The 19,904-nt window shown below is 54.6% G+C and carries 20 protein-coding genes; 10 read left to right on the top strand and 10 right to left on the bottom strand.

What is annotated here, in order from left to right; all coding sequences use genetic code 11:
• Window positions 1-44: 44 nt before the first annotated feature.
• From JWF83_RS01740 to uxaC, 3 genes are read right to left on the bottom strand one after another with little or no spacing between them, the layout of a single operon-like run.
• Window positions 45-1,535: a UxaA family hydrolase gene (locus JWF83_RS01740; RefSeq protein WP_413648191.1), complete on the bottom strand. Its 1,491-nt coding sequence runs from the start codon at window positions 1,533-1,535 to the stop codon at window positions 45-47.
• Window positions 1,536-1,542: 7 nt separating this feature from the next.
• Entirely contained in the window at window positions 1,543-2,994 is a 1,452-nt protein-coding gene (locus JWF83_RS01745; protein ID WP_413648193.1) for a tagaturonate reductase, read from the bottom strand.
• Window positions 2,995-3,007: 13 nt separating this feature from the next.
• Window positions 3,008-4,417 (bottom strand): glucuronate isomerase, encoded by a 1,410-nt coding sequence (gene uxaC / locus JWF83_RS01750; RefSeq protein WP_413648195.1) that lies wholly within the window; start codon window positions 4,415-4,417, stop codon window positions 3,008-3,010.
• A gap of 437 nt (window positions 4,418-4,854) precedes the next feature.
• Here uxaC and JWF83_RS01755 point away from each other — a divergent pair, with 437 nt between their 5' ends.
• The 10 genes from JWF83_RS01755 (at window position 4,855) to JWF83_RS01800 (ending at window position 11,834) form a co-directional block, all read left to right on the top strand.
• Window positions 4,855-6,165, top strand: coding sequence for an MFS transporter (locus JWF83_RS01755; protein WP_413648197.1), 1,311 nt, complete (start codon window positions 4,855-4,857; stop codon window positions 6,163-6,165).
• A 120-nt stretch (window positions 6,166-6,285) separates the two neighbouring features.
• Window positions 6,286-7,059, top strand: coding sequence for a transcriptional regulator ExuR (exuR, locus tag JWF83_RS01760; RefSeq protein WP_413648199.1), 774 nt, complete (start codon window positions 6,286-6,288; stop codon window positions 7,057-7,059).
• Between the two features lie 333 nt (window positions 7,060-7,392).
• On the top strand, window positions 7,393-8,070 hold the full coding sequence (locus tag JWF83_RS01765; protein WP_413648201.1) for a DedA family protein: 678 nt from the start codon (window positions 7,393-7,395) through the stop codon (window positions 8,068-8,070).
• Window positions 8,070-8,459, top strand: a complete 390-nt coding sequence (gene mzrA / locus JWF83_RS01770) for an EnvZ/OmpR regulon moderator MzrA (protein ID WP_413648203.1) — start codon at window positions 8,070-8,072, stop codon at window positions 8,457-8,459. The genes JWF83_RS01765 and mzrA overlap by 1 nt, the downstream gene beginning before the upstream one ends.
• A gap of 192 nt (window positions 8,460-8,651) precedes the next feature.
• Window positions 8,652-9,023 (top strand): DUF1090 domain-containing protein, encoded by a 372-nt coding sequence (locus JWF83_RS01775; RefSeq protein ID WP_413648204.1) that lies wholly within the window; start codon window positions 8,652-8,654, stop codon window positions 9,021-9,023.
• 34 nt (window positions 9,024-9,057) lie between these two features.
• Window positions 9,058-9,363 carry a DUF883 family protein gene (locus JWF83_RS01780; protein ID WP_413648206.1) on the top strand — a complete coding sequence of 102 codons (306 nt, stop codon included), beginning with the start codon at window positions 9,058-9,060 and terminating at the stop codon, window positions 9,361-9,363.
• A 1-nt stretch (window position 9,364) separates the two neighbouring features.
• On the top strand, window positions 9,365-9,760 hold the full coding sequence (locus JWF83_RS01785) for a phage holin family protein (protein WP_413648207.1): 396 nt from the start codon (window positions 9,365-9,367) through the stop codon (window positions 9,758-9,760).
• Window positions 9,757-10,047: a YqjK-like family protein gene (locus JWF83_RS01790; protein WP_413648208.1), complete on the top strand. Its 291-nt coding sequence runs from the start codon at window positions 9,757-9,759 to the stop codon at window positions 10,045-10,047. The genes JWF83_RS01785 and JWF83_RS01790 overlap by 4 nt, the downstream gene beginning before the upstream one ends.
• Window positions 10,048-10,381: 334 nt before the next feature.
• Window positions 10,382-10,774, top strand: coding sequence for a DoxX family protein (locus JWF83_RS01795; RefSeq protein WP_413648209.1), 393 nt, complete (start codon window positions 10,382-10,384; stop codon window positions 10,772-10,774).
• Between the two features lie 79 nt (window positions 10,775-10,853).
• A complete protein-coding gene (locus JWF83_RS01800; RefSeq protein WP_413648210.1) occupies window positions 10,854-11,834 on the top strand; it encodes a glutathione S-transferase family protein in 981 nt (326 codons plus the stop codon).
• A gap of 43 nt (window positions 11,835-11,877) precedes the next feature.
• Here JWF83_RS01800 and JWF83_RS01805 read toward each other — a convergent pair whose 3' ends face one another.
• The 7 genes from JWF83_RS01805 to JWF83_RS01835 all read right to left on the bottom strand — a co-directional run bounded on the left by JWF83_RS01805 (window position 11,878) and on the right by JWF83_RS01835 (window position 19,903).
• Window positions 11,878-12,783, bottom strand: a complete 906-nt coding sequence (locus JWF83_RS01805; RefSeq protein WP_413648212.1) for a metallophosphoesterase — start codon at window positions 12,781-12,783, stop codon at window positions 11,878-11,880.
• A gap of 19 nt (window positions 12,784-12,802) precedes the next feature.
• Window positions 12,803-13,576 carry a carbohydrate ABC transporter permease gene (locus JWF83_RS01810; RefSeq protein ID WP_413648435.1) on the bottom strand — a complete coding sequence of 258 codons (774 nt, stop codon included), beginning with the start codon at window positions 13,574-13,576 and terminating at the stop codon, window positions 12,803-12,805.
• Between the two features lie 68 nt (window positions 13,577-13,644).
• On the bottom strand, window positions 13,645-14,541 hold the full coding sequence (locus JWF83_RS01815; RefSeq protein WP_413648213.1) for a carbohydrate ABC transporter permease: 897 nt from the start codon (window positions 14,539-14,541) through the stop codon (window positions 13,645-13,647).
• A 14-nt stretch (window positions 14,542-14,555) separates the two neighbouring features.
• Entirely contained in the window at window positions 14,556-15,827 is a 1,272-nt protein-coding gene (locus JWF83_RS01820; RefSeq protein ID WP_413648214.1) for an ABC transporter substrate-binding protein, read from the bottom strand.
• Between the two features lie 32 nt (window positions 15,828-15,859).
• A complete protein-coding gene (locus tag JWF83_RS01825) occupies window positions 15,860-16,966 on the bottom strand; it encodes an ABC transporter ATP-binding protein (RefSeq protein ID WP_413648216.1) in 1,107 nt (368 codons plus the stop codon).
• 139 nt (window positions 16,967-17,105) lie between these two features.
• A complete protein-coding gene (locus JWF83_RS01830; protein WP_413648218.1) occupies window positions 17,106-18,176 on the bottom strand; it encodes an MBL fold metallo-hydrolase in 1,071 nt (356 codons plus the stop codon).
• On the bottom strand, window positions 18,164-19,903 hold the full coding sequence (locus JWF83_RS01835; protein ID WP_413648219.1) for an ABC transporter permease: 1,740 nt from the start codon (window positions 19,901-19,903) through the stop codon (window positions 18,164-18,166). Before JWF83_RS01835 ends, JWF83_RS01830 begins: the two co-directional genes overlap by 13 nt.
• Window position 19,904: the final 1 nt, after the last annotated feature.

Raw genomic sequence — 19,904 nt, forward strand, 5'->3', positions numbered from 1 at the left:
GCCACGGGAGCCTCACTGATGGCTCCCGTGGCGATGGTTGGCGGCTACAGGGTGACACCGCTTTTAAACAACGCCAGCTCACGGAAATCATTTCGCTCGTTGTTGGTTAGCTTGCCGTTGGCAATCTCAACAATCCGCTCGACAAACTCGCTTAACAGCGCATCCATACTGGTGCCATGAATCAGCTTGCCGGCATCAAAATCGATCCAGTGCGGCTTTTTCGTTGCCAGCTCGCTGTTGGTGGCGATTTTTACCGTTGGCACAAAACCACCGTAAGGCGTGCCGCGTCCGGTGCTGAACAGCACCATATGGCAACCTGCCCCGGCCAGCGCACTGGTTGCCACCGCATCATTGCCCGGCGCGCTAAGCAGATTCAGACCATGCACCTTCAGGCGCTCACCATATTTCAGGACATCGACGACCTGGCTCTGTCCCGCTTTCTGGGTGCATCCCAGCGATTTCTCTTCCAGCGTGGTGATACCACCCGCCTTATTACCCGGAGACGGGTTCTCGTAAATCGGCTGCTGGTGGGCAATAAAGTACTGTTTGAAATCGTTAATCATGCTGACGGTTTTATCAAATGTCGCTTCGTCACGGCAGCGGCTCATCAAAATGCGCTCGGCGCCAAACATCTCCGGTACTTCAGTCAGCACCGTGGTACCGCCATTAGCAATCATCTGATCGGAGAAACGCCCCAGCAGTGGGTTAGCGGTAATACCGGATAAACCATCAGAACCACCGCATTCCAGACCGAATTTCAGTTCACTCAGCTTACCTGTCTGGCGTTTATCGCCGCGCATCACCTTATACAGCTGATGCAGGCGCTCAACGCCGGCCTCGACTTCATCGTCCTGTTGCTGGCAGATCATAAAGATCACGCGGTCGCGGTCGAATTCGCCGAGGGTCTCACGGAACACATCCACCTGGTTGTTCTCGCAACCCAGACCGATCACCAGCACCGCACCGGCATTCGGATGGTGCACCATATTCTGCAACATGGTGCGGGTGTTGATATGATCTTCACCCAATTGCGAGCAGCCAAACGGGTGACTGAACAGATGTACGCCATCGATATCCGCCGCATTCTCCGTCTCACGCAGAAAGCGCGCCTGAATTTGCCGTGCAATACCATTAACGCAACCAACCGTTGGCAGGATCCACAGCTCATTACGGATACCGACTTCGCCATTCGCACGACGATAGACCTGCACTTCGCGATCTCCGGCCTGCGCTGGCAGGGTAAGGAAATCAGGCTGATACTGATACTCATCGAGATCGCTCAGATTAGTGCGCGCGTTTTGCGAGTGAATCACCTCTCCCTGCGCCACCGGCTGAGTAGCATGACCAATCGGCAGGCCATATTTAATGATTAGCGCTTTCGGCTCAATCGCCTGGAGCGCAAATTTATGTCCGCGAGCCACTGGCTGAAGCAGCGTGACCTGCCGGCCGTCAAACTGCAGGGTTTCCCCTTCAGCCAGATCGCTCAGCGCCACCGCGACATTATCGCGCGGGTCTATCTTAATCGTGCGTTGCATAGCGATATTACTCCAGTTGTTCTAATGCGGCGCGTATACCGCGCTCGACAATAATTTGCAGGTGTTCGGTTACCGCAGCCACCAGTCCAGGTAACTGCGTCAGGTCGCTTTCCCAGTGCGCTTGATCCGCCAGCACCGTTTCGACCAGTTTCTGTGGTGTGATCTCACCGCGATCAAGCTGTGGCCACAGGCTGGCAAAACGCTCAAGCCAGTGCGCATCGTCCTGCAGCGGGAATGATTCGCCATTACGTTTACCGCGATAAAACACCAACAGTGCCGCCAGGGCGAAAGTCAGCCGACGCGGCCAGTGGCCCTGCTGGCGGTGATTAGCCAGCAACTGCGGCAGAAGACGGGTGCGGTATTTGGTCATGCTGTTAAGCGCGATGGACAGCAGCTGATGACGAATAAACGGATTGCGGAAACGACCGAGTACCGCATCAGCAAAGGCATGCAGTTCTGCCGCGGGCAGATCCAGGGTCGGGATAACTTCTTCACGCAGCATGCCGTTGACAAACGCCGCTATTTTCGCGTCGTTCATGGCCTCACCGACGGTATCCAGTCCGGCAAGATACGCCACCGGCACCAGCGCGGTGTGGGCGCCATTCAGGATCGCGACTTTCTGCTCTTTCCATGGCTTGATGTCCCCGACCAGACGGATATTAAGCGGGTAGCGATCCAGCCGCAGTTCCTGGCGCAGTGAGTCCGGCCCCTGAATAACAAACTGGTAATAGACTTCAGCCGTGTCGAGGTAGTCGTCACGGTAACCCAGCTGCTGGTAAATCTGTTCTGCGTCATCACGTGGGTAGCCGGTGACGATACGGTCCACCAGCGTCGAGCAGAAGGTGTTGTGATCGTTCAGCCACTGACTGAAGGCGGCAGGCAGTTCCCACTGCTGCGCATAACGCAACACCAGCGACTTCAGCGTCTCGCCATTATGATCAATCAGTTCGCAAGGCAGAAGGATCCAGCCTTTATCTGGCGCCGCGTTAAAATGGTTGAAACGTTCGAACAGCAGGCGAGTCAGCTTGGCCGGGAAACTATTCGGCGGTGTATCTTGCAGACGATCATCGGCATCGTAACTGATGCCGGCTTCCGTGGTATTGGAGAACATCAGGCGAATATTGGCATCGCGCGCCAGCGCCAGAAATTCGTCAAACTGGTCATATACATGGATTTCACGGTTCACTGAACGAATCAGGCGTGGTTCGCTAACCACTTCGCCCTTGTCGTTCAGACCGCGGATCAGTGCGGTATACAGGCCGTCCTGGCTGTTTAAGCTGTTCTGCATCGGCGTGTTAATGGGACGCACGATCACAATACCGGCATCAAGATCGGTATGCTCATTGAGCAAGTCGATCTGCCAGTCAACAAAAGCGCGCAGGAAATTACCTTCGCCAAACTGAATAATGCGATCGGGATGTTGTCTGCCGGGAAACTGTTTACGGTTCAGCGTTTGCATATTCAATCTCTGATTAAAGTTCAATGGCGAAGTAGTCGCGGGCGTTGTTAAAGCAGATGTTTTTCACCATGCTGCCCAGCAGTTCGATATCTCCCGGCGCTTCGCCGTTTTCTACCCAGCGTCCAATCATCTGGCACAGCAGGCGGCGGAAATATTCATGACGGGTATAAGACAGGAAGCTGCGGCTGTCGGTCAGCATGCCAACAAAGCGGCTTAGCAGCCCCATCTGTGCCAGCTGCTGCATCTGACGTTGCATGCCATCCAGTTGATCGTTAAACCACCAGGCCGAACCAAACTGCATCTTGCCAGGCTCACCTTCCCCCTGGAAGTTACCAATCATGGTGGCCAGCACTTCGTTATCACGTGGGTTCAGGCAATAAAGGATGGTTTTTGGCAGCGCGTTATTACGGTTTTGCGCATCCAGCAGACGTGACAACGGTTCCGCCAGCGGGCGATCGTTAATGGAGTCAAAACCCACATCCGGCCCCAGCAATGCCAGCTGGCGGCGATTGTTATTACGCAGTGCGCCAATATGATATTGCTGCACCCAGCCACGACGTGCGTATTCGGCGCCGAGCCAGACCAGCACCGCGGTTTTAAAGCGGGCAATATCAGTTTCGTCCGGGGTTTCACCCTGCAGACGACGCGCCAGAATCGCATCCAGCGTGGCATCATCCGCTTCGGCAAACAGCACCACATCCAGCGCATGGTCGGAAACTTTACAGCCGTGAGCGGCAAAATGGTCCAGTCGTTTGGCTAATGCCTGACGCAGATGGTCAAAGCGTGAGATGGCGACATCCGCGCTGGCTGACAACTTCTGCAGATAATCGACAAAACCTTCAGCTTCAATGTTGAAAGCCTTATCCGGCCGCCATGACGGCAATACTTTGGTGGCAAAAGTGGTATCGCGCGCCAGCAACGCGTGATGGCGCAGATCGTCAATCGGGTCATCGGTAGTCCCCACCATTTTGACATTCATCTGCGTCATGATGCCGCGGGCGCTGAACTCATCCTGCGCCAGCAGTTCATTACACTGCCGCCAGATCTGGTCAGCGGTTTTTTCTGACAACAGAATATTGGTAATGCCAAATGGACGGCGTAGTTCAAGGTGCGTCCAGTGATAGAGTGGATTGCCAATGGTATGCGGCACGGTGCGCGCCCAGGCATCAAACTTCTCACGGTCGCTGGCATCACCGGTGCAGAAAGCTTCCGGTACGCCGTTAGAGCGCATTGCCCGCCATTTATAGTGATCGCCCTTCAGCCAGATGTCATAGAGATTGCTGAAGCGTGTGTTCTCGGCAATCTGTTGCGGTGGCAGATGGCAGTGGTAATCGAAAATCGGCTGGTCGGCGGCGTAATCATGAAATAGCCGACGGGCAAACTCGCTTTCCAATAAAAAATCTTCGCTCATAAAACGGGACATACCTGCTTCCTCTTTCTCGATGTTGGGCTGCATGGCCTTGACGCTAAAAAGTTATCATACCAATTATCGACCACACAGCGCTAATTTTGAGATGCCGATCACATTCACGGCATATTTGTCCTCTGACTTTGTATGCCAATCGGCCTCTTCACGGCTAAAAGCCTGACTAAAACGACAAAATGATTATCCCATACAATAAAAATGGTTTTTGTGATGGCTCTCAACTTTTAAATCTGTATGACAAGTTATTGTTGCGCCACTGCCGGAAGACGGCAAGTTTGCCCTTATGGGTTGGTGAGGAATAAGCAAATTGAGGCGCGGAGCTGAGCTGCGCGTTCGCGGGTATAGCTGACAATAGTTCAGCGATAAGTGGTCCCGCTCCAGATAACAAACATGCCATAAGCGCATGAAGAACAGAGAGTGGAAAGGGGTATTAAATGCGTAAAATTAAAGGGTTACGTTGGTACATGATCGGACTGGTTACCATCGGGACGATATTAGGTTATTTAACACGCAATGCCATTGCGGTGGCGGCACCAACGCTGGGAACTGAACTGCATATCACCACCCAGCAGTACTCCTATATCGTAGCGGCCTACTCAGCCTGTTATACCATTATGCAACCGGTGGCCGGTTATATACTGGACATCCTCGGAACCAAAATTGGTTACGCGATGTTTGCCATTATGTGGGCTTTGTTCTGCGCCGCTACGGCACTGGCCGGCAGCTGGGGTGGACTGGCGCTCGCCCGTGGCGCCGTCGGTGCCGCAGAAGCCGCGATGATCCCGGCTGGCTTAAAAGCCAGTAGTGAATGGTTCCCGGCGAAAGAGCGTTCCATCGCCGTCGGTTACTTTAACGTCGGCTCCTCGATTGGCGCGATGCTTGCTCCGCCATTAGTGGTATGGGCGATTGTCGCTCATAGCTGGGAAATGGCGTTTATCGTTACCGGTGTACTGAGTATGATCTGGGCAATCTGCTGGTTAGTTTTCTATAAACATCCAAAAGATCAGAAAAAATTAAGCAACGAAGAGCGTGACTATATTCTGTCCGGTCAGGAAGCGCAGCATCAGACCGATAATGCCCAAAAAATGTCGGCCTGGCAGATCGTACGCAACCGCCAGTTCTGGGGTATCGCATTGCCACGCTTTTTAGCTGAACCGGCCTGGGGGACGTTTAACGCCTGGATCCCGCTGTTTATGTTTAAAGTGTATGGCTTCAATCTGAAAGAAATTGCCATGTTCGCCTGGATGCCAATGCTGTTTGCCGATCTCGGCTGCATCGTGGGTGGTTACCTGCCGCCGCTGTTCCAGCGCATCTTTGGCGTCAACCTGATTGTCTCACGTAAGCTGGTTGTGACTATGGGGGCGGTATTGATGATCGCACCCGGTACCATCGGCCTGTTTACCAGTCCGTATGTGGCAATTGGTCTGCTGTGCGTCGGCGGTTTCGCTCACCAGGCGCTGTCCGGTTCACTGATCACCCTCTCTTCAGATGTGTTTGGCCGCAACGAAGTGGCAACCGCAAACGGCCTGACCGGTATGGCAGCCTGGACCGCCAGTACCATGTTTGCTCTGGTGGTCGGTGCGCTGGCGGATACCCTTGGCTTCAGCCCGTTATTTGCTGCGCTGGCGGTATTTGACCTGCTGGGTGCAGTGGCAATCTGGGTATTGCTGAAGAATCAGCCAATATCTGAATTAAATGCGGAAAAAGAGTCATTACCTGCCATGGCCGCCGTGCCAAAAGCATAAAGATTTAAAGCTAAAAAAAGCGACGGGCCAAACGGATTTGCCCGCCCTTTGCTGTAAAATCTGGCAAGATACTGGTATAACAACTCAATCCTTCTTATGTCTATATCCGGAGACTCGATCATGGAACTGAGCGAATCGCGCCGTCTTTATCAGCAACTCGCTGCTGAACTTAAACGTCGTCTTGAAGCAGGCGATTACCCGGTGGGTGATAAATTGCCTGCGGAGCGTTTTATCGCCGAAGAGATGGGCGTCAGCCGTACCGTGGTGCGCGAAGCGATCATTATGCTGGAAGTTGAAGGCTATGTTGAAGTGCGGAAAGGCTCCGGCATCCATGTAATGAGTCATCAGCAGAAAAAAAGCGCCATGCCCCACAGCCAGCTCGAGTTTGCCAATTTTGGTCCGTTTGAGTTGTTACAGGCACGTCAGCTGATTGAAAGTAATGTCGCCGAATTCGCCGCCACCCAGGTGACCCGTCAGGATATTATGCAACTGATGGAAATCCAGGAGCAGGCGCGCAATGAGGATCGCTTCCGCGATTCCGAATGGGATATGAAATTTCATGTGCAGATCGCGCAAGCCACGCAGAACAGCGCATTAGCCGCTATCGTGGAAAAGATGTGGTTACACCGTTTGTATAACCCCTACTGGCTGAAGTTGCATGAGCATATTGATGATAAATCCATCGAAAGCTGGTGTGACGATCATGACCGCATCCTGAAAGCGCTGATGCGTAAAGATCCGGCAGCCAGTAAACTGGCAATGTGGCAACATCTGGAAAATACCCGGCAGATGTTATTCCGCGCCACCAGCGATGATTTTGAATTTAATGTCGATCGGTATATGTTCGCCGAAAACCCGGTCATCACCCTCGAAAAACCGGAAAAAATGGAATAAACCCGCCTGTTGCCAATATGGCTGACATTTTAAGCAAATCTGCAATAGTGTCAGCCTGTGTAAAACTCCTTTCTGCTAACGCCATTGAACGGTAAAACACCCATGCTGTCGCAAGTTTCTCCTGTCTCAGACAGGTGAATTTTGTTACAGTTAACTACCTTTTCTTACCCTTTGCGACGGGGTGAAAATTTCGTGCCGCTTTTATCAGCGCGATAGATGCTTTTCCCCTATCTGGCTGCGAGCTGTGCCTACCATAACGAGCAAAATCAGCGCCAGCATGCCTTAGCTTGTAATGAAACGAGCGTGTTTAACAATGATGTTCAGGAAGATTTAATGGATATTATGAAAGCGTTGTTGCATGCGTTGTGGCAACAAGATTTTGAAACCCTTGCCGATCCCACGCTGGTCTGGGCCATTTACGGCATACTATTTATGATTTTGTTTCTGGAAAACGGTTTGCTACCTGCCGCCTTTCTGCCCGGCGACAGTTTACTGATTCTGGTTGGCGTACTGATTGCCAAAGGAACCATGAATTTTCCGCTCACCATTTTTATTCTGACCACGGCGGCCAGTCTCGGCTGCTGGGTCAGTTATATACAGGGAAAGTGGCTGGGGAATACCGCCACAGTGCAGAAATGGCTATCGCACCTGCCCGCACAGTACCATCAACGTGCGCATAGCCTGTTTCATCGTCATGGCCTTTCCGCGCTGTTAATCGGTCGCTTTATCGCCTTTGTTCGCACCCTGTTGCCAACCATTGCCGGCCTGTCCGGTCTCAGCAATACCCGTTTCCAGTTCTTTAACTGGATGAGCGCGCTACTGTGGGTGGTGATTCTGACCGTTCTCGGCTTTGCGCTGGGGAAAACACCCATTTTCCGCCGCTATGAAGATCAGATGATGTTCTGCCTGATGCTGCTACCGCTGGTATTGCTGGTGTTTGGGTTGTTTGGCTCGCTGTATGTGCTATGGCGGAAGAAGCGCGGCGCGGGCAATGAGAAGGGTAACTCTTAATGCGCGAACAATCTAAATCGCTGGCCGCACGTCGGCGCCTGTTGCCATGGTTGATGCTTGGCGCGCTGGCACTGCTGGCGATGGCGCTAATGCCTGCGCTCTATCGCCATGAAACTGCCTTGCAGATCCGCGCATCGCGTCAGGGAACTTCGCTACCCGATGGCTTTTATGTCTGGCAGCGCCTTAACGCGCAGGGTATCCAGATTAAAAGCATCACCCCCGAGCACGATGCGCTGGTGATTAAATTTGATTCTCAGGAGCAGAGCACCGCCGCGCAAAAAGCGTTAAGGGAACTGCTGCCTTATGGTTTTGAGATCGCCGAGATAGACTCCTCTTCAACAAAGAGCTGGTTCAGCCGTATCAGCTTTAATCCTCAGTCGGTAGGCTGAGGTTTTCTTCCGCACCGCCGATTGTCGGCCAGGAACATTCCTGCTTATTCCCTCCTGCTTTGAGCTTTGGCCGATTTCTGACTATCCTTACAGAGTGTTATCCGTCTCACTTCTGTCTCACCGCAGACTCAGGATCCCCGGTGTCGACGATCAGCCTGGTGATCGGCATACAACAAAGGAAGGTAAAGTTAGATGAAACTTCGCTACATTCTCTGTTCAGCTCTTTTCTCTCTCTCCGGCTTCGCTCAGGCAGCAGAAACACTCTGTCAGCAGAAAGAACAGGCGATCCAGCATGAAATCGATATGGCGCGTAAACATGATAATCAGCGTCGCATCACCGGGCTGGAACGCGCACTGACCGAAGCACGCGCCGGCTGTAGCGATACAAAACTGAAAGCCGCGCATCAGGAGAAGATTAAGCAGCATAAAAAAGAAGTTGCAGAGCGTGAACGCGATCTGAGTGAAGCACGGGCTAAGGGTGACCGCGAGAAAATCGCCATACGTGAGAAAAAACTGACAGAAGCACGGGAAGAGTTAAAAACCTTACAAGCCACACCCTACTAACTGAACCAATTACACAATTTTAAAGGAGTGTTTCATGTCAAAAGATACCACCTCAGAACATCTGCGCGCGGAATTAAAAAACCTGGCGGATACCCTGGAAGAAGTGCTTAGCACCTCAACAGACAAATCAAAAAGCGAGCTGGATAAACTGCGCAGTAAAGCACGCGCTGCGCTGGAAGAGTCACGTCAGCGTCTGGGCGAATCAGGCGAGCGTATTGCCCAAACCACGCGTGAAGCCGCGGGCCGTGCTGATGAGTATGTACGCGAAAACCCATGGCATGGCGTGGGTATTGGTGCCGCAGTGGGTGTGGTACTGGGCGTACTGCTGACGCGTCGTTAAGATGGCTGACTCACAGTATAGCCACGGCCCGGGCAAAGGGGTCATAGACATTGGACAGCGTGTACTCACCACGCTGGTCGGTATGGCTGAAACCCGGGTGCGGCTGGCAGTGGTCGAGCTTGAGGAAGAGAAAGCCAACCTGATTCAGTTACTGATGATGGTTGGACTGACCATGCTGTTTACCGCTTTTGGTCTGATGAGCCTGATGGTATTGATTATCTGGGCAGTGGATGCGCAGTATCGCCTGATAGCCATTGCCATCACCACCGGCGTACTCTTTGCTCTTGCTCTGTTCTTTGGCCTGTGGACGCTTAACCGGTCGCGTAAATCGACACTGCTAAGCGCCACGCGTAAAGAGCTGGAGACCGACCGCAAACTGCTTGAGGATGAGGTATGAGCCATCGCGATCGCCAGCGGCGCAAGGCTCAGCTGCTGGGTATTGTACAGCAGCAGCGTCTCGATCTCAGCGCCGCCCGTCGTGACTGGCTGGCGGCTACCGCGCGCTATGACCATGGCTGGCTGACGCTGGTCAGTTTGCGACGTTATCTGCTGCTCGGTAGTAGCGCAATGGCTATCTGGTCAGCGCGCAATCCGAGCTTTCTGATGCGCTGGCTGCGCCGCGGGTTTGGCCTGTGGAGTACCTGGCGTTTAATTCGTAATAACCTGCCGCGCGGGAATCGTTAAACGATCCCGGCGGTGGTTTGCAACCTCGCCTCATTCCTGCCCTGATAATTTATCGCCAACGTCATTGAAGTTGCAGCAAGCAAACGAACCCCGATGAGCTGACTGAAATCAGCGATTCGGGTTAGTGATCGTCGCTGATATCGCTGCGATATTAACCATCCGGCGAATGTTCAGAATTATTGAATCACTTCAACAGTATATCTCGCTTACAACCTTTCCGTTTCACGCCTATTATCTTCACCAACCAGAGGACTCCAGCGCAAACAGCTTGTGAGCCTTGTTACTTAGGTGGCTGACTTGTTCCGCCCATAATAAAAACACGTTGGAGATGATAATGAAAAAATTAGAAGATACTGGCCTGCTGATCGCACGCATCCTGATGCCAATCCTGTTCATTACTGCCGGCTGGGGTAAAATTGGCGGTTATGCGGCAACACAGCAATATATGGAAGCGATGGGTGTGCCGGGCTTCTTTCTGCCACTGACCATCCTGCTTGAGTTTGGCGGCGGTCTGGCGATTCTGTTTGGTTTCCTGACCCGTACCACTGCGCTGTTCACTGCTGGTTTCACCGTACTGACCGCGCTGATTTTCCACACCAACTTTGCGGAAGGCGTAAATCAGTTGATGTTTATGAAAAACCTGAGCATCGCTGGCGGTTTCCTGGCACTGGGTATCAGCGGTCCGGGCGCATTCAGCATCGACCGTATTCTTAATAAGAAATGGTAAACCCGGGTCTATACTGAATAAATAACGAATTCCAGGGCGAGGATGACCACATCCTCGCCTCGTTTTTACTGGAGGATTTATGGGACAGCTAATTGACGGTGTCTGGCACGACAACTGGTATGACACCAAATCCACCGGTGGACGCTTTAAGCGCTCAGAGTCCGCTTTTCGTCACTGGATCACCGCCGATGGCGCAGCCGGCCCGACAGGTCATGGCGGCTTCCGCGCTGAACGCGACCGCTACCATCTGTATGTTTCCCTCGCCTGCCCGTGGGCCCATCGCACCCTGTTAATGCGCAAGCTGAAGGGCCTGGAAGAACTGATCCCGGTTTCCGTTGTGCATCCGCTGATGCTGGAAAATGGCTGGACCTTTGATGATAACTTCCCGGCGGCGACCGGTGATAGCCTGTATCAGAATGAGTACCTGTATCAGCTCTATCTGCATGCCGACAAAGAGTACAGCGGGCGGGTCACAGTGCCAGTGCTGTGGGATCGGCAGCAGAACACCATCGTCAGCAACGAGTCTGCCGATATTATCCGCATGTTTAATTCTGCTTTTGATGGCGCTGGCGCGCGCGCCGGTGATTACTATCCGGCAGAGTTGCGCAGCAGTATCGATGAAATTAACCGCTGGGTGTATGACAGCGTAAATAATGGCGTGTATAAAAGCGGCTTCGCAACCTCGCAGGAGGCCTATGATGAAGCAGTCACCACGCTGTTTAGCTCGCTGGACCGCCTTGAACAGATGCTGGGGCAGCATCGTTATCTGACCGGTGACCGTCTGACCGAAGCCGATCTACGGTTGTGGACCACGCTGGTACGTTTCGATCCGGTATATGTCACGCACTTCAAATGCGACAAGCATCGGATTGGCGACTACCTGAATCTTAATGGCTTTCTGCGTGAAATTTACCAGATGCCGGGCATCGCCGAAACTGTCGATCTGGCGCATATCCGCCATCACTACTATCGCAGCCATACAACCATCAATCCGCACGGCGTGATTTCCGTCGGCCCGGCGTTTAACTGGGATGAACCACACGGTCGCGATCATCTGTAATTTCCGCTACGGGCGGCAAACCACCGCCCGTGCGCCAGGGAGACTATAACTCCCGGCTGATTTCAGAGCCGTAACCCTGTATTGTCAGCTGATTACCACGGATTTCCACCACGGCAAACGGTGTCTCTTCACTGCCATCCAGCATCCCTTTCAGGGTGATAAAGTCGGTATTGCCGATACGGTTATAGCCACCGGCATGATTATGCCCGGCAAAATAGGCGCGTACCTGATAGCGACATAGCAACGCCACCACTCGTTCACAGTTCCACAGGTTGTGCTTATTGTCCGGCGTCAGCGGATAGTGGCCAAAAACCAGCACCGTCTCTCCCTGTAACTGCGCCTGCTGCAGATTCTGCTCCAGCCAGACCAGCTGTTGCTCGCCCAGCGCGCCATTCCAGCTCTGTGCCTGCAATACCTGCTGCGCCTGCAGCGCCGTCAGTAACTGCCGGGCCTGCGCCTGACTGTCGCCGTTGGCGGCATTGCAATAAAGGCTCAGATCGTTGCCGTCGATCACCAGAAAGCGGTAACCCGGCAGAGAGAACTGGTAATAGTGCTTCGGCAACGGCAGTGCAGGCTGCCGCGCGCCAAGCTGGCGTGAGATCACCTCAGCATCATGGTTGCCGGTGATCGCCATATGCGGATGCCGCAACTGCGCATAGCAGGGCAATAGCGTGGCATAACTGTGCCAGTCACGGTCTACCAAATCCCCCAGCGTGGCGACAAACGCCAGTGGCTGCTGATTCAGTAGCCCGATCGCCTGTGACAGTTTGCCGAGGCTGTGGCGGTAATAGCGGTTATATTCAGGCTGCGAGTCGACATCGGCATACTGCGGATCGGCAATCAGGCCAAAGCGCAGTACGCCTGCGGAGACCGCGTCCAGCTGCGGGATCTGATAGAGCGCACTGACGTTTCCCAGCGCGCGGACATGTTCAGCGGTTAGCAGTGTCATCTTCGGGGTGTCCATCTGGCTAGCGAATACCGGCGCGCATAAAAGACTGCACAAACTGGCGCTGGAATACGAGGAATAGCACCAGCAGCGGTAATGAAGTCATCAGTGTGGCAGCCCCGATCAGCGCCCACTGGACTCCCTGCTCCGGGGCGGAAAATAGCTGTAATCCAACCGTTAACGGCCGGACGTTTACCGAGTCGGCGATCACCAGCGGCCAGAGGAAATCATTCCAGTGGAAGCTGACAGAGACCAGCGCAAACGCCACATACACCGGTTTTGCCAGTGGGATATAGATTTTACGCAGGATATAGAAACGACTGGCGCCTTCCACAATCGCCGCTTCTTCCAGTACCAGTGGGATACTTTTAAACGTCTGACGCAGCAGGAAAATCGCAAACGCCGAGGCGAAGTAAGGCAGTGCGATCCCCAGTAAAGTATCGCGTAACCCCAGCGCGCCAATGGTCTGGTAATTATTGAGAATTAACACGTCGGGGCTGATCATCAGTTGCAGCAACACCAGCGAGAAGATGATCCCGCCACCTTTCAGACGGAAACGTACCAGCGCATAGGCCGCCATGGTTGCCAGTACCAGCTGGAACACCACAATCAGCAGCACCAGCAGTATGGTATTAATAAAGTAACGCCCAAAAGGCGCGGCCTGCCAGGCGTTAATAAAATTCTGCAAAGTCAGCGGCGCAAACCATGAAAAGCCCCCCTGCGCGGATACCGGATGAATCGCCACCCATGCGGCAACCAGCACCGGCAGCATCCACACTACGGCCCCCAGCACCATCAGACTATTCAGGCACAGATCCCGCAGCGACAGCGTGCGCTGCGGCGCAACGGTGGTTAGCAACTGGCTCATTGGTAATGGGCTCGCTTATCCAGCAGGTTGAATTTTATCAGCGCAATGACTGCCAGGATCACCAGTAATACCACGGTCATCGCTGCCGCATACGGCAGATCCCAGTAGCTGAATGCGGTGCGGTAAATATAGAACAGCAGCAGGCTGGTACTGTTATCCGGGCCACCGTTAGTCATGGCAATCACCTGGTCGACCACGCGGAAAGCGTTCATCGAGGCGTTTATCAGAATAAACAGCGTGGTCGGCATTAATAGCGGCCACTGAATACGGCGGAAGAAATAGCCACGGGATGCGCCTTCAATCCCGGCGGCTTCCGCCAGTTTCGGATCAATCTGCTGTAGCGCCGCCAGGTAAAAGATCATAAAGAATCCGGCTTCACGCCAGACCGATACCGCCATCAGGCTGTAGATAGCGAATTGTGGATCTCCCAGCCAGTTCACTGCCGGCAGTGAAAACAGCGCCAGCAATTGGTTGAGCAAACCAATCTGTGGGGTATAGAAGAACAGCCACAGGTTGGCAATCGCCACCATCGGCAACAGCGAAGGGATAAAAAAGGCGGCGCGCGCCAGCGCCGTCCCTCTCATCCCGCGATTAACCGCCAGCGCCATTAACAGCGCAAGACCGACCGCCAGCGGAATGGTGACCGCCGCGTACAGCAGGTTATTGCGCAGCGCCAGCATAAAGGTGTCATCCTCCAGCAATGCGCGATAGTTTTCCAGCCCAACAAACTGGGCTGGTTTGGCGTTATGCGCCGCGCTGAACAGGCTCTCCCACACCGTGGCCAGCGCCGGGTAGTGGGTAAAAGCCATCAGCATCGCTACCGCCGGCAGCAGCAACAGATAGCCATACAGCTGCAGCCGGAAGTGATTCCCGCGCGTTGCGGTCAGGGACATGACTGTCGCTCCTGCTACTGGTAACTTTTCAGCAGACGATCGGCCTGTTTCTGTGCGCCTTCCAGCGCCTGTTCCGGCGTTTTGCCGGCGGTAACCGCAGCCTCTACCGCATGGTTCAGCAATTCCTGGATTTGCACACTATTGTAGGTCGAGAGTTCAGGTTGTGAGTACTTCAGCTGTTCACGCGCCACCAGCGACTGCGGTACCTTTTGCACATACTCTTTCATCGTTGCGGTTTCCCAGGCGGCAGGGGAACTGGCGACATAACCGGTCGCAATACTCCAGCGCGCCGCCTGCTCTGGCGCTGACAGCCACTGAATAAAGGTCACCGCCGCTTTTTGCTGTTCCGCGGTGGTGTTTTTAAACAGATACAGGTTACCGCCACCGGTTGGGCTGCCGCGTCCGGTTTTCTCCGGCAGCATGGCGACGCCAAACGGGAATTTGGCATTTTCACGTACCGTCGTCAGGTTGCCGGTAGTGGTAACCATCATTGCGGTTTTACCATCGATAAAGTCCTGCGGCGTAGTACTCCAGGTAATCGCGCCCTTCGGCGATACGCCATATTTCTGGCCGAGATCGGTCATCCATTGCAGCGCTTCAATATTAGATGGCGTATTAAAATTCACCGCGGTGCCTTTACCGTTATCCAGCCGGCCGCCATTGGTGGCTGCAATCCCCTGGAATGTCCAGTAACCATTTGGCGTAGAAGGAATTTCAATCCCCCACTGTTTTACCTGATTACCATCGCGCACCACCAGCTTCTGACCAAAGTCCACTACCTGCTGCCAGCTGGCTGGCGGGGTATCGCCGTTCAGTCCGGCTTTCTCAAATGCCTGTTTGTTCCAGTACATCACCACGGTTGAGCGCTGGAACGGGATACCCCAGACTTTGCCCTGAATTTTGCGTAAAAATGCCGGATAAAATCCGTCGATCCACGCTTTACCGGCCTGATCGTCAGCCAGATCGCTGATCGGCAAAATCGCTCCGGCATCAATCAGCGAATAAGCTTCAATATCACCAATCACCGCGATCTGCGGCGCGTTGCCACCACGAAAGGCGGTCAGCGCCTTAGTCACGGTAGTGGCATAGTCACCGGTATACACCGGCTGGATACTGATATCCGGATGCTGCTGCTCAAAATCAGCCACCAGGCTTTCAACGGTTTTACTGACTTTACCCCCCACGGCAATCGGGTAATACATTTGCAGTTTGACTGCATCAGCAGCAAAAGCCGGGGCAGCGGTCAGCAACAGAGCAGCGGCGGTCAGGCGAAATGAAATCGACATATTTTCCCTTAAGATGAATAAGTTATATTTGATTATTGGATGGCGTATTGCTGTGCTGGCGGAAAGAAATCCTGTTCGGCGTTAATCCGCCGCTCTCCGCTATCGGTTGCGAACAGATACTGGGCTGTGACGGGCCAGTAAATACCGGTCAGGCCGCCTTCGGTAAATTTCTGCATGCCGGGAACCTTCACCGTCAGAAAGGTGTTATCACCGGTCAGGTGGCAGGCGACGAGGGTATCGGCGCCCATATATTCGTAGCTGACGATGCGCGCGGTGGTAATACCGTTGGCAGGGGCGGTAAGTGAAATCTCTTCGGCGCGGATACCAAGGCTGAGTGCCGGTTCGTGGCGATTGTCGACCACCATCACCGGCGTATTGCCAATCTGATGGCGACTGCCGTGGCGAACCAGCGGGATAATATTCATCGGTGGCGCGCCAATAAACTGGGCGGTGAAGATGCTGGCAGGGCTGTTGTAAAGCATGTCCGGCGTATCATGCTGTTCTATGCGGCCATCGTTCAGCAGGATAATGCGGTCGGCCATACTCATGGCTTCGGTCTGATCGTGAGTGACATAGACCATCGTCAGTCCCAGCTTCTTCTGCAGGGCGCGGATTTCCCGGCGCATGCCCTGGCGCAGTTTGGCATCGAGGTTAGATAATGGTTCATCCATCAGACACAGCCTGTTCTGGGCGATCACCGCTCGTCCCAGCGCCACGCGCTGTTGCTGTCCGCCGGAGAGCTGAGCAGGTAAGCGATCCAGTAACGGCTCCAGCTCCATCAGCCGACTGACATCAGCGAGACGACGGGCAAAATGCTGTTTATCCTCGCCGCGGGCGCGCAGACCAAACAGCAGATTCTCGCGTACGTTAAGGTGGGGAAACAGCGCATAAGATTGAAACACCATCGACAGTTTGCGCTGCGCAGGCGTACACAGAGTCACATCCTGTTGCCGGATATGGATGGTTCCCTGATCGGCCGACTCGAGGCCGGCAATCGTACGTAGCAGTGTCGATTTACCGCAGCCGGAGGGACCAAGTAATGCCACAAACTCACCTTCGTCGACATCAAAGCTGACGCCATCCAGCGCCACTTTATAACCCCATGTTTTTCTTATGTCTTTTAATGCGAGGTAAGTCATGTTTTTCTGTCCTGGCCTTTGTCAGTCAGAACAAAATAGAGACTCTCAGTTACAGTAAAATGAATTTTTTACGAAGTTTTCCGCACGATTAGCGACGGTCGTGACCGCGAGTCCTGACGGGTAAAGCTGACTAAAGCGATTAAAATTCAATACTGCTCTGCCAGTTGAGCCGGGCAGACGACAGCAACGATAGCTGCCGGGTCTGCGTTTCAGGCACAAACGCCGCCACCACCTGCCGCGCGCGCGTGGCGCGGATCAGCATCAGCTGGTCATCCAGCACCGGATGGACATTCCACGGCAGCCAGATAGCCTGCTCCGCATCCAGCATCTTTCTGGCGCGGGTACCGGCGGCGATATGACTGCTAAAGATAAAACCAAAGCCCGGGCGCTGGCTGAGTTGTGCCGCCAGACCGCCGTCGGCAATCGCATCGGTAGCAATAATCACCTGCCCCTGCGTATAGTCTGGCTGCTCAGGTTGATAATGTAATAACTCCAGCAAACGTAATTGCAAACGCGAGCAGATCGCCGTCGGTTCGTGCAGCAACTGCGCCACCTCTTTACGCACCTCCGGACAGAGTAATACTTTTATCCCCTGATCCATCAGCTGTAGCGCCATCTCCGGCCCGCGACCATTGGCCGGAACCGGTAATACCGCACCACTGCGCGCTGCGTCAGCAATGCGGCTGATTTGCCCGCTCAGCGGTTCGGCCCGGTCACCATAGGAAGCATCGGTGATCAGCAGGTCCGCCGGCGGTGGCAGATCAAAAGGTAACAGACGTGATTCACGACTCCAGTCGCCCATATAGGTCAGGCCGCCGTTCTCCGGCAAATGAAACCACACCGACCCCGGCGCATGACCACTGCGCCCGCACAGCAGCGCGACTGGCCCAATCGCAACATGACCTTTTAGCGGCAGCAGATAGCGGTCGCTGGCGTCGACGCAACCGTCAGGCAGCTGTTGCCAGGTCTGCGCGGTGGCAAACACCGGTGGATTCCCCAGCCGGGGGCGGTAATCCAGCGCGCCGCTATGATCCTGATGGGAGTGAGATAAGCAGATGGCATCCACTTTGCCCAGTCTACGGATATCTGGCCGGATACCCGCCTGCGGCCCTTCCCCCAAATCAAACAGCAGGCGAAAACCATGCAGCTCTACCAGAAATGCCGCGGGCAGCTTATCGCCCACCCCGCTGACCACCGTCAGATTTGCCATGGTAATACTCCTTCCGGCAAACGTCTGGCAAGTCGTGACGCCAGTAACATAAATAGCAGCACCACCATAATCATCAGGCAGCCCACCGCCGCCGCCAGGGTCGAAGATCCGCCTTCGTCCAGCGCGATAATCATTGGTCCCAGCGTCTGGCTGTTGGCGGTGACCAGTAAAATCGATACCTGAATTTCATTCAGCGCGGTAAGAAATACCAGAATCGCACCAGCGATGGCGGAAGGCGCCGCCAGCGGCAACAAAATGTCGCGCATACGGCGCAAAAAACCGGCTCCAGCCAGCTGTGCCGCCTCATCCAGCGAACGCTCAATCTGGGCAAACCCGGCCAGCGTCGGACGCAGCACCAGCGCCAGAAAGTTAGATAGGTAAGCGGCAAGAATAATCCATACCGTGCCATACAGACTCATATCAAGCAGCGGCAGAGGTTTCAGAAAAAACAGTATCGCGGCAATACCAATCACGATTCCCGGCAAGGCGTAAGCCAGCTCGCTGGACAACTCCAGTATCCGCACCAGCCGCGTGCGCTGCCAGCTGAGAAAGAAGGCCATAAACAGCGCCATTGTCGTCAGGATCACCACTGCCAGCAGGGTTAAGCCCAGACTGGTGAAAAAAGCGTGGCGAATGGCCGGAAAATCAACCAGCGCATTGCGATAATTCACCCAGGTGAGGGTCTGCCAGTTCAGCGCCTGGCCGAAACCGCTGGTCAGCGAGGTGGTAATCAACGCCGAAAGCGGCAGTGCCAGCGTCAGGATGATCGTGCCCCACACCAGCAGTTCCACCGGGAAACGCCAGCGGCCCAGCGGCTGCTGTAGCTGACGTGGCGTACCGGTAACGCGCACATCGCGACGGCCTCCCAGCATCCGGCTCAGCACCAGCCCGCCGACGGTAATCAGCGCAATCAGCAGTGATAACAGCGCCAGATCCGGCAGCGCATCGGCACCGCTGTTGTTGAGTTGCTGGTAGATTAAGGTGATCAGGGTCGGTACCCGTCCCGGAATGCCGAGCATCGCCTGAATACCAAAATTTCCGGCCGCTGCCACAAATGACAGCGCCGCACCGGCAAAAATCGCCGGGCGTGCCAGCGGCAGGATCACCGTCTTCATCACCCGCCACGGCGAAGCGCCAGTTATCCGCGCCGCTTCAACCAGATCCGCAGGCAGGCGCCGTAAACCGGCACGTACCGCAAGAAACACCAGCGGCGCATTATGCAGACCGAGCAGCAGGATAATCCCCGATGCTGAATAAAGCGGCTGCTGACCAGCGCTGGTCAGCGGCAAACCGATGTTGTTTAACAGAGTAATAATCCAGCTGGAGGGCGAAAGCGCCTGCACCCAGGCCAGCGCCGTCACCTGCGGCGGGATCATCAATGGCAGAATAAAGGCAAATACCCATGCCCGTTTGGCGCGCATATTGGTCAGAGCCACTAACCAGGCCGCCAGGATACCCAGCACCACGGCAATCGCCGTGGCCGCTATGGCGATAGTCAGCGTATTACCCGCAGCACGCATCACTTTCGCGCTGCTCAGTAACTGCCAGACGCGGGTCAAATCCGGGATGCCGCCGGGAGCGATGGCCGCCCAAATCAGACGGGTTAAGGGCGCGATTGATAACAGCCCGATTAGCAGTGCCAGCAGCCATAGCACGCTGGTCTCGGTACGCAGCCAGCGGAACTGGCGGGCCGGAGAACGATGCGTATACTCCTGCGCGATGCTCATC

Origin of the sequence: Pantoea sp. B65, from assembly GCF_047308185.1 — a bacterium.
Classification (GTDB): domain Bacteria; phylum Pseudomonadota; class Gammaproteobacteria; order Enterobacterales; family Enterobacteriaceae; genus Erwinia.

What these genes read in the sequence shown, in the direction of transcription:
- JWF83_RS01740 (WP_413648191.1), bottom strand. Translation starts at nt 1,535, where the DNA reads ATGCAACGCACGATTAAGATAGACCCGCGCGATAATGTCGCGGTGGCG.
- JWF83_RS01745 (WP_413648193.1), bottom strand. Translation starts at nt 2,994, where the DNA reads ATGCAAACGCTGAACCGTAAACAGTTTCCCGGCAGACAACATCCCGAT.
- uxaC (WP_413648195.1), bottom strand. Translation starts at nt 4,417, where the DNA reads ATGTCCCGTTTTATGAGCGAAGATTTTTTATTGGAAAGCGAGTTTGCC.
- JWF83_RS01755 (WP_413648197.1), top strand. Translation starts at nt 4,855, where the DNA reads ATGCGTAAAATTAAAGGGTTACGTTGGTACATGATCGGACTGGTTACC.
- exuR (WP_413648199.1), top strand. Translation starts at nt 6,286, where the DNA reads ATGGAACTGAGCGAATCGCGCCGTCTTTATCAGCAACTCGCTGCTGAA.
- JWF83_RS01765 (WP_413648201.1), top strand. Translation starts at nt 7,393, where the DNA reads ATGGATATTATGAAAGCGTTGTTGCATGCGTTGTGGCAACAAGATTTT.
- mzrA (WP_413648203.1), top strand. Translation starts at nt 8,070, where the DNA reads ATGCGCGAACAATCTAAATCGCTGGCCGCACGTCGGCGCCTGTTGCCA.
- JWF83_RS01775 (WP_413648204.1), top strand. Translation starts at nt 8,652, where the DNA reads ATGAAACTTCGCTACATTCTCTGTTCAGCTCTTTTCTCTCTCTCCGGC.
- JWF83_RS01780 (WP_413648206.1), top strand. Translation starts at nt 9,058, where the DNA reads ATGTCAAAAGATACCACCTCAGAACATCTGCGCGCGGAATTAAAAAAC.
- JWF83_RS01785 (WP_413648207.1), top strand. Translation starts at nt 9,365, where the DNA reads ATGGCTGACTCACAGTATAGCCACGGCCCGGGCAAAGGGGTCATAGAC.
- JWF83_RS01790 (WP_413648208.1), top strand. Translation starts at nt 9,757, where the DNA reads ATGAGCCATCGCGATCGCCAGCGGCGCAAGGCTCAGCTGCTGGGTATT.
- JWF83_RS01795 (WP_413648209.1), top strand. Translation starts at nt 10,382, where the DNA reads ATGAAAAAATTAGAAGATACTGGCCTGCTGATCGCACGCATCCTGATG.
- JWF83_RS01800 (WP_413648210.1), top strand. Translation starts at nt 10,854, where the DNA reads ATGGGACAGCTAATTGACGGTGTCTGGCACGACAACTGGTATGACACC.
- JWF83_RS01805 (WP_413648212.1), bottom strand. Translation starts at nt 12,783, where the DNA reads ATGACACTGCTAACCGCTGAACATGTCCGCGCGCTGGGAAACGTCAGT.
- JWF83_RS01810 (WP_413648435.1), bottom strand. Translation starts at nt 13,576, where the DNA reads ATGGTGCTGGGGGCCGTAGTGTGGATGCTGCCGGTGCTGGTTGCCGCA.
- JWF83_RS01815 (WP_413648213.1), bottom strand. Translation starts at nt 14,541, where the DNA reads ATGTCCCTGACCGCAACGCGCGGGAATCACTTCCGGCTGCAGCTGTAT.
- JWF83_RS01820 (WP_413648214.1), bottom strand. Translation starts at nt 15,827, where the DNA reads ATGTCGATTTCATTTCGCCTGACCGCCGCTGCTCTGTTGCTGACCGCT.
- JWF83_RS01825 (WP_413648216.1), bottom strand. Translation starts at nt 16,966, where the DNA reads ATGACTTACCTCGCATTAAAAGACATAAGAAAAACATGGGGTTATAAA.
- JWF83_RS01830 (WP_413648218.1), bottom strand. Translation starts at nt 18,176, where the DNA reads ATGGCAAATCTGACGGTGGTCAGCGGGGTGGGCGATAAGCTGCCCGCG.
- JWF83_RS01835 (WP_413648219.1), bottom strand. Translation starts at nt 19,903, where the DNA reads ATGAGCATCGCGCAGGAGTATACGCATCGTTCTCCGGCCCGCCAGTTC.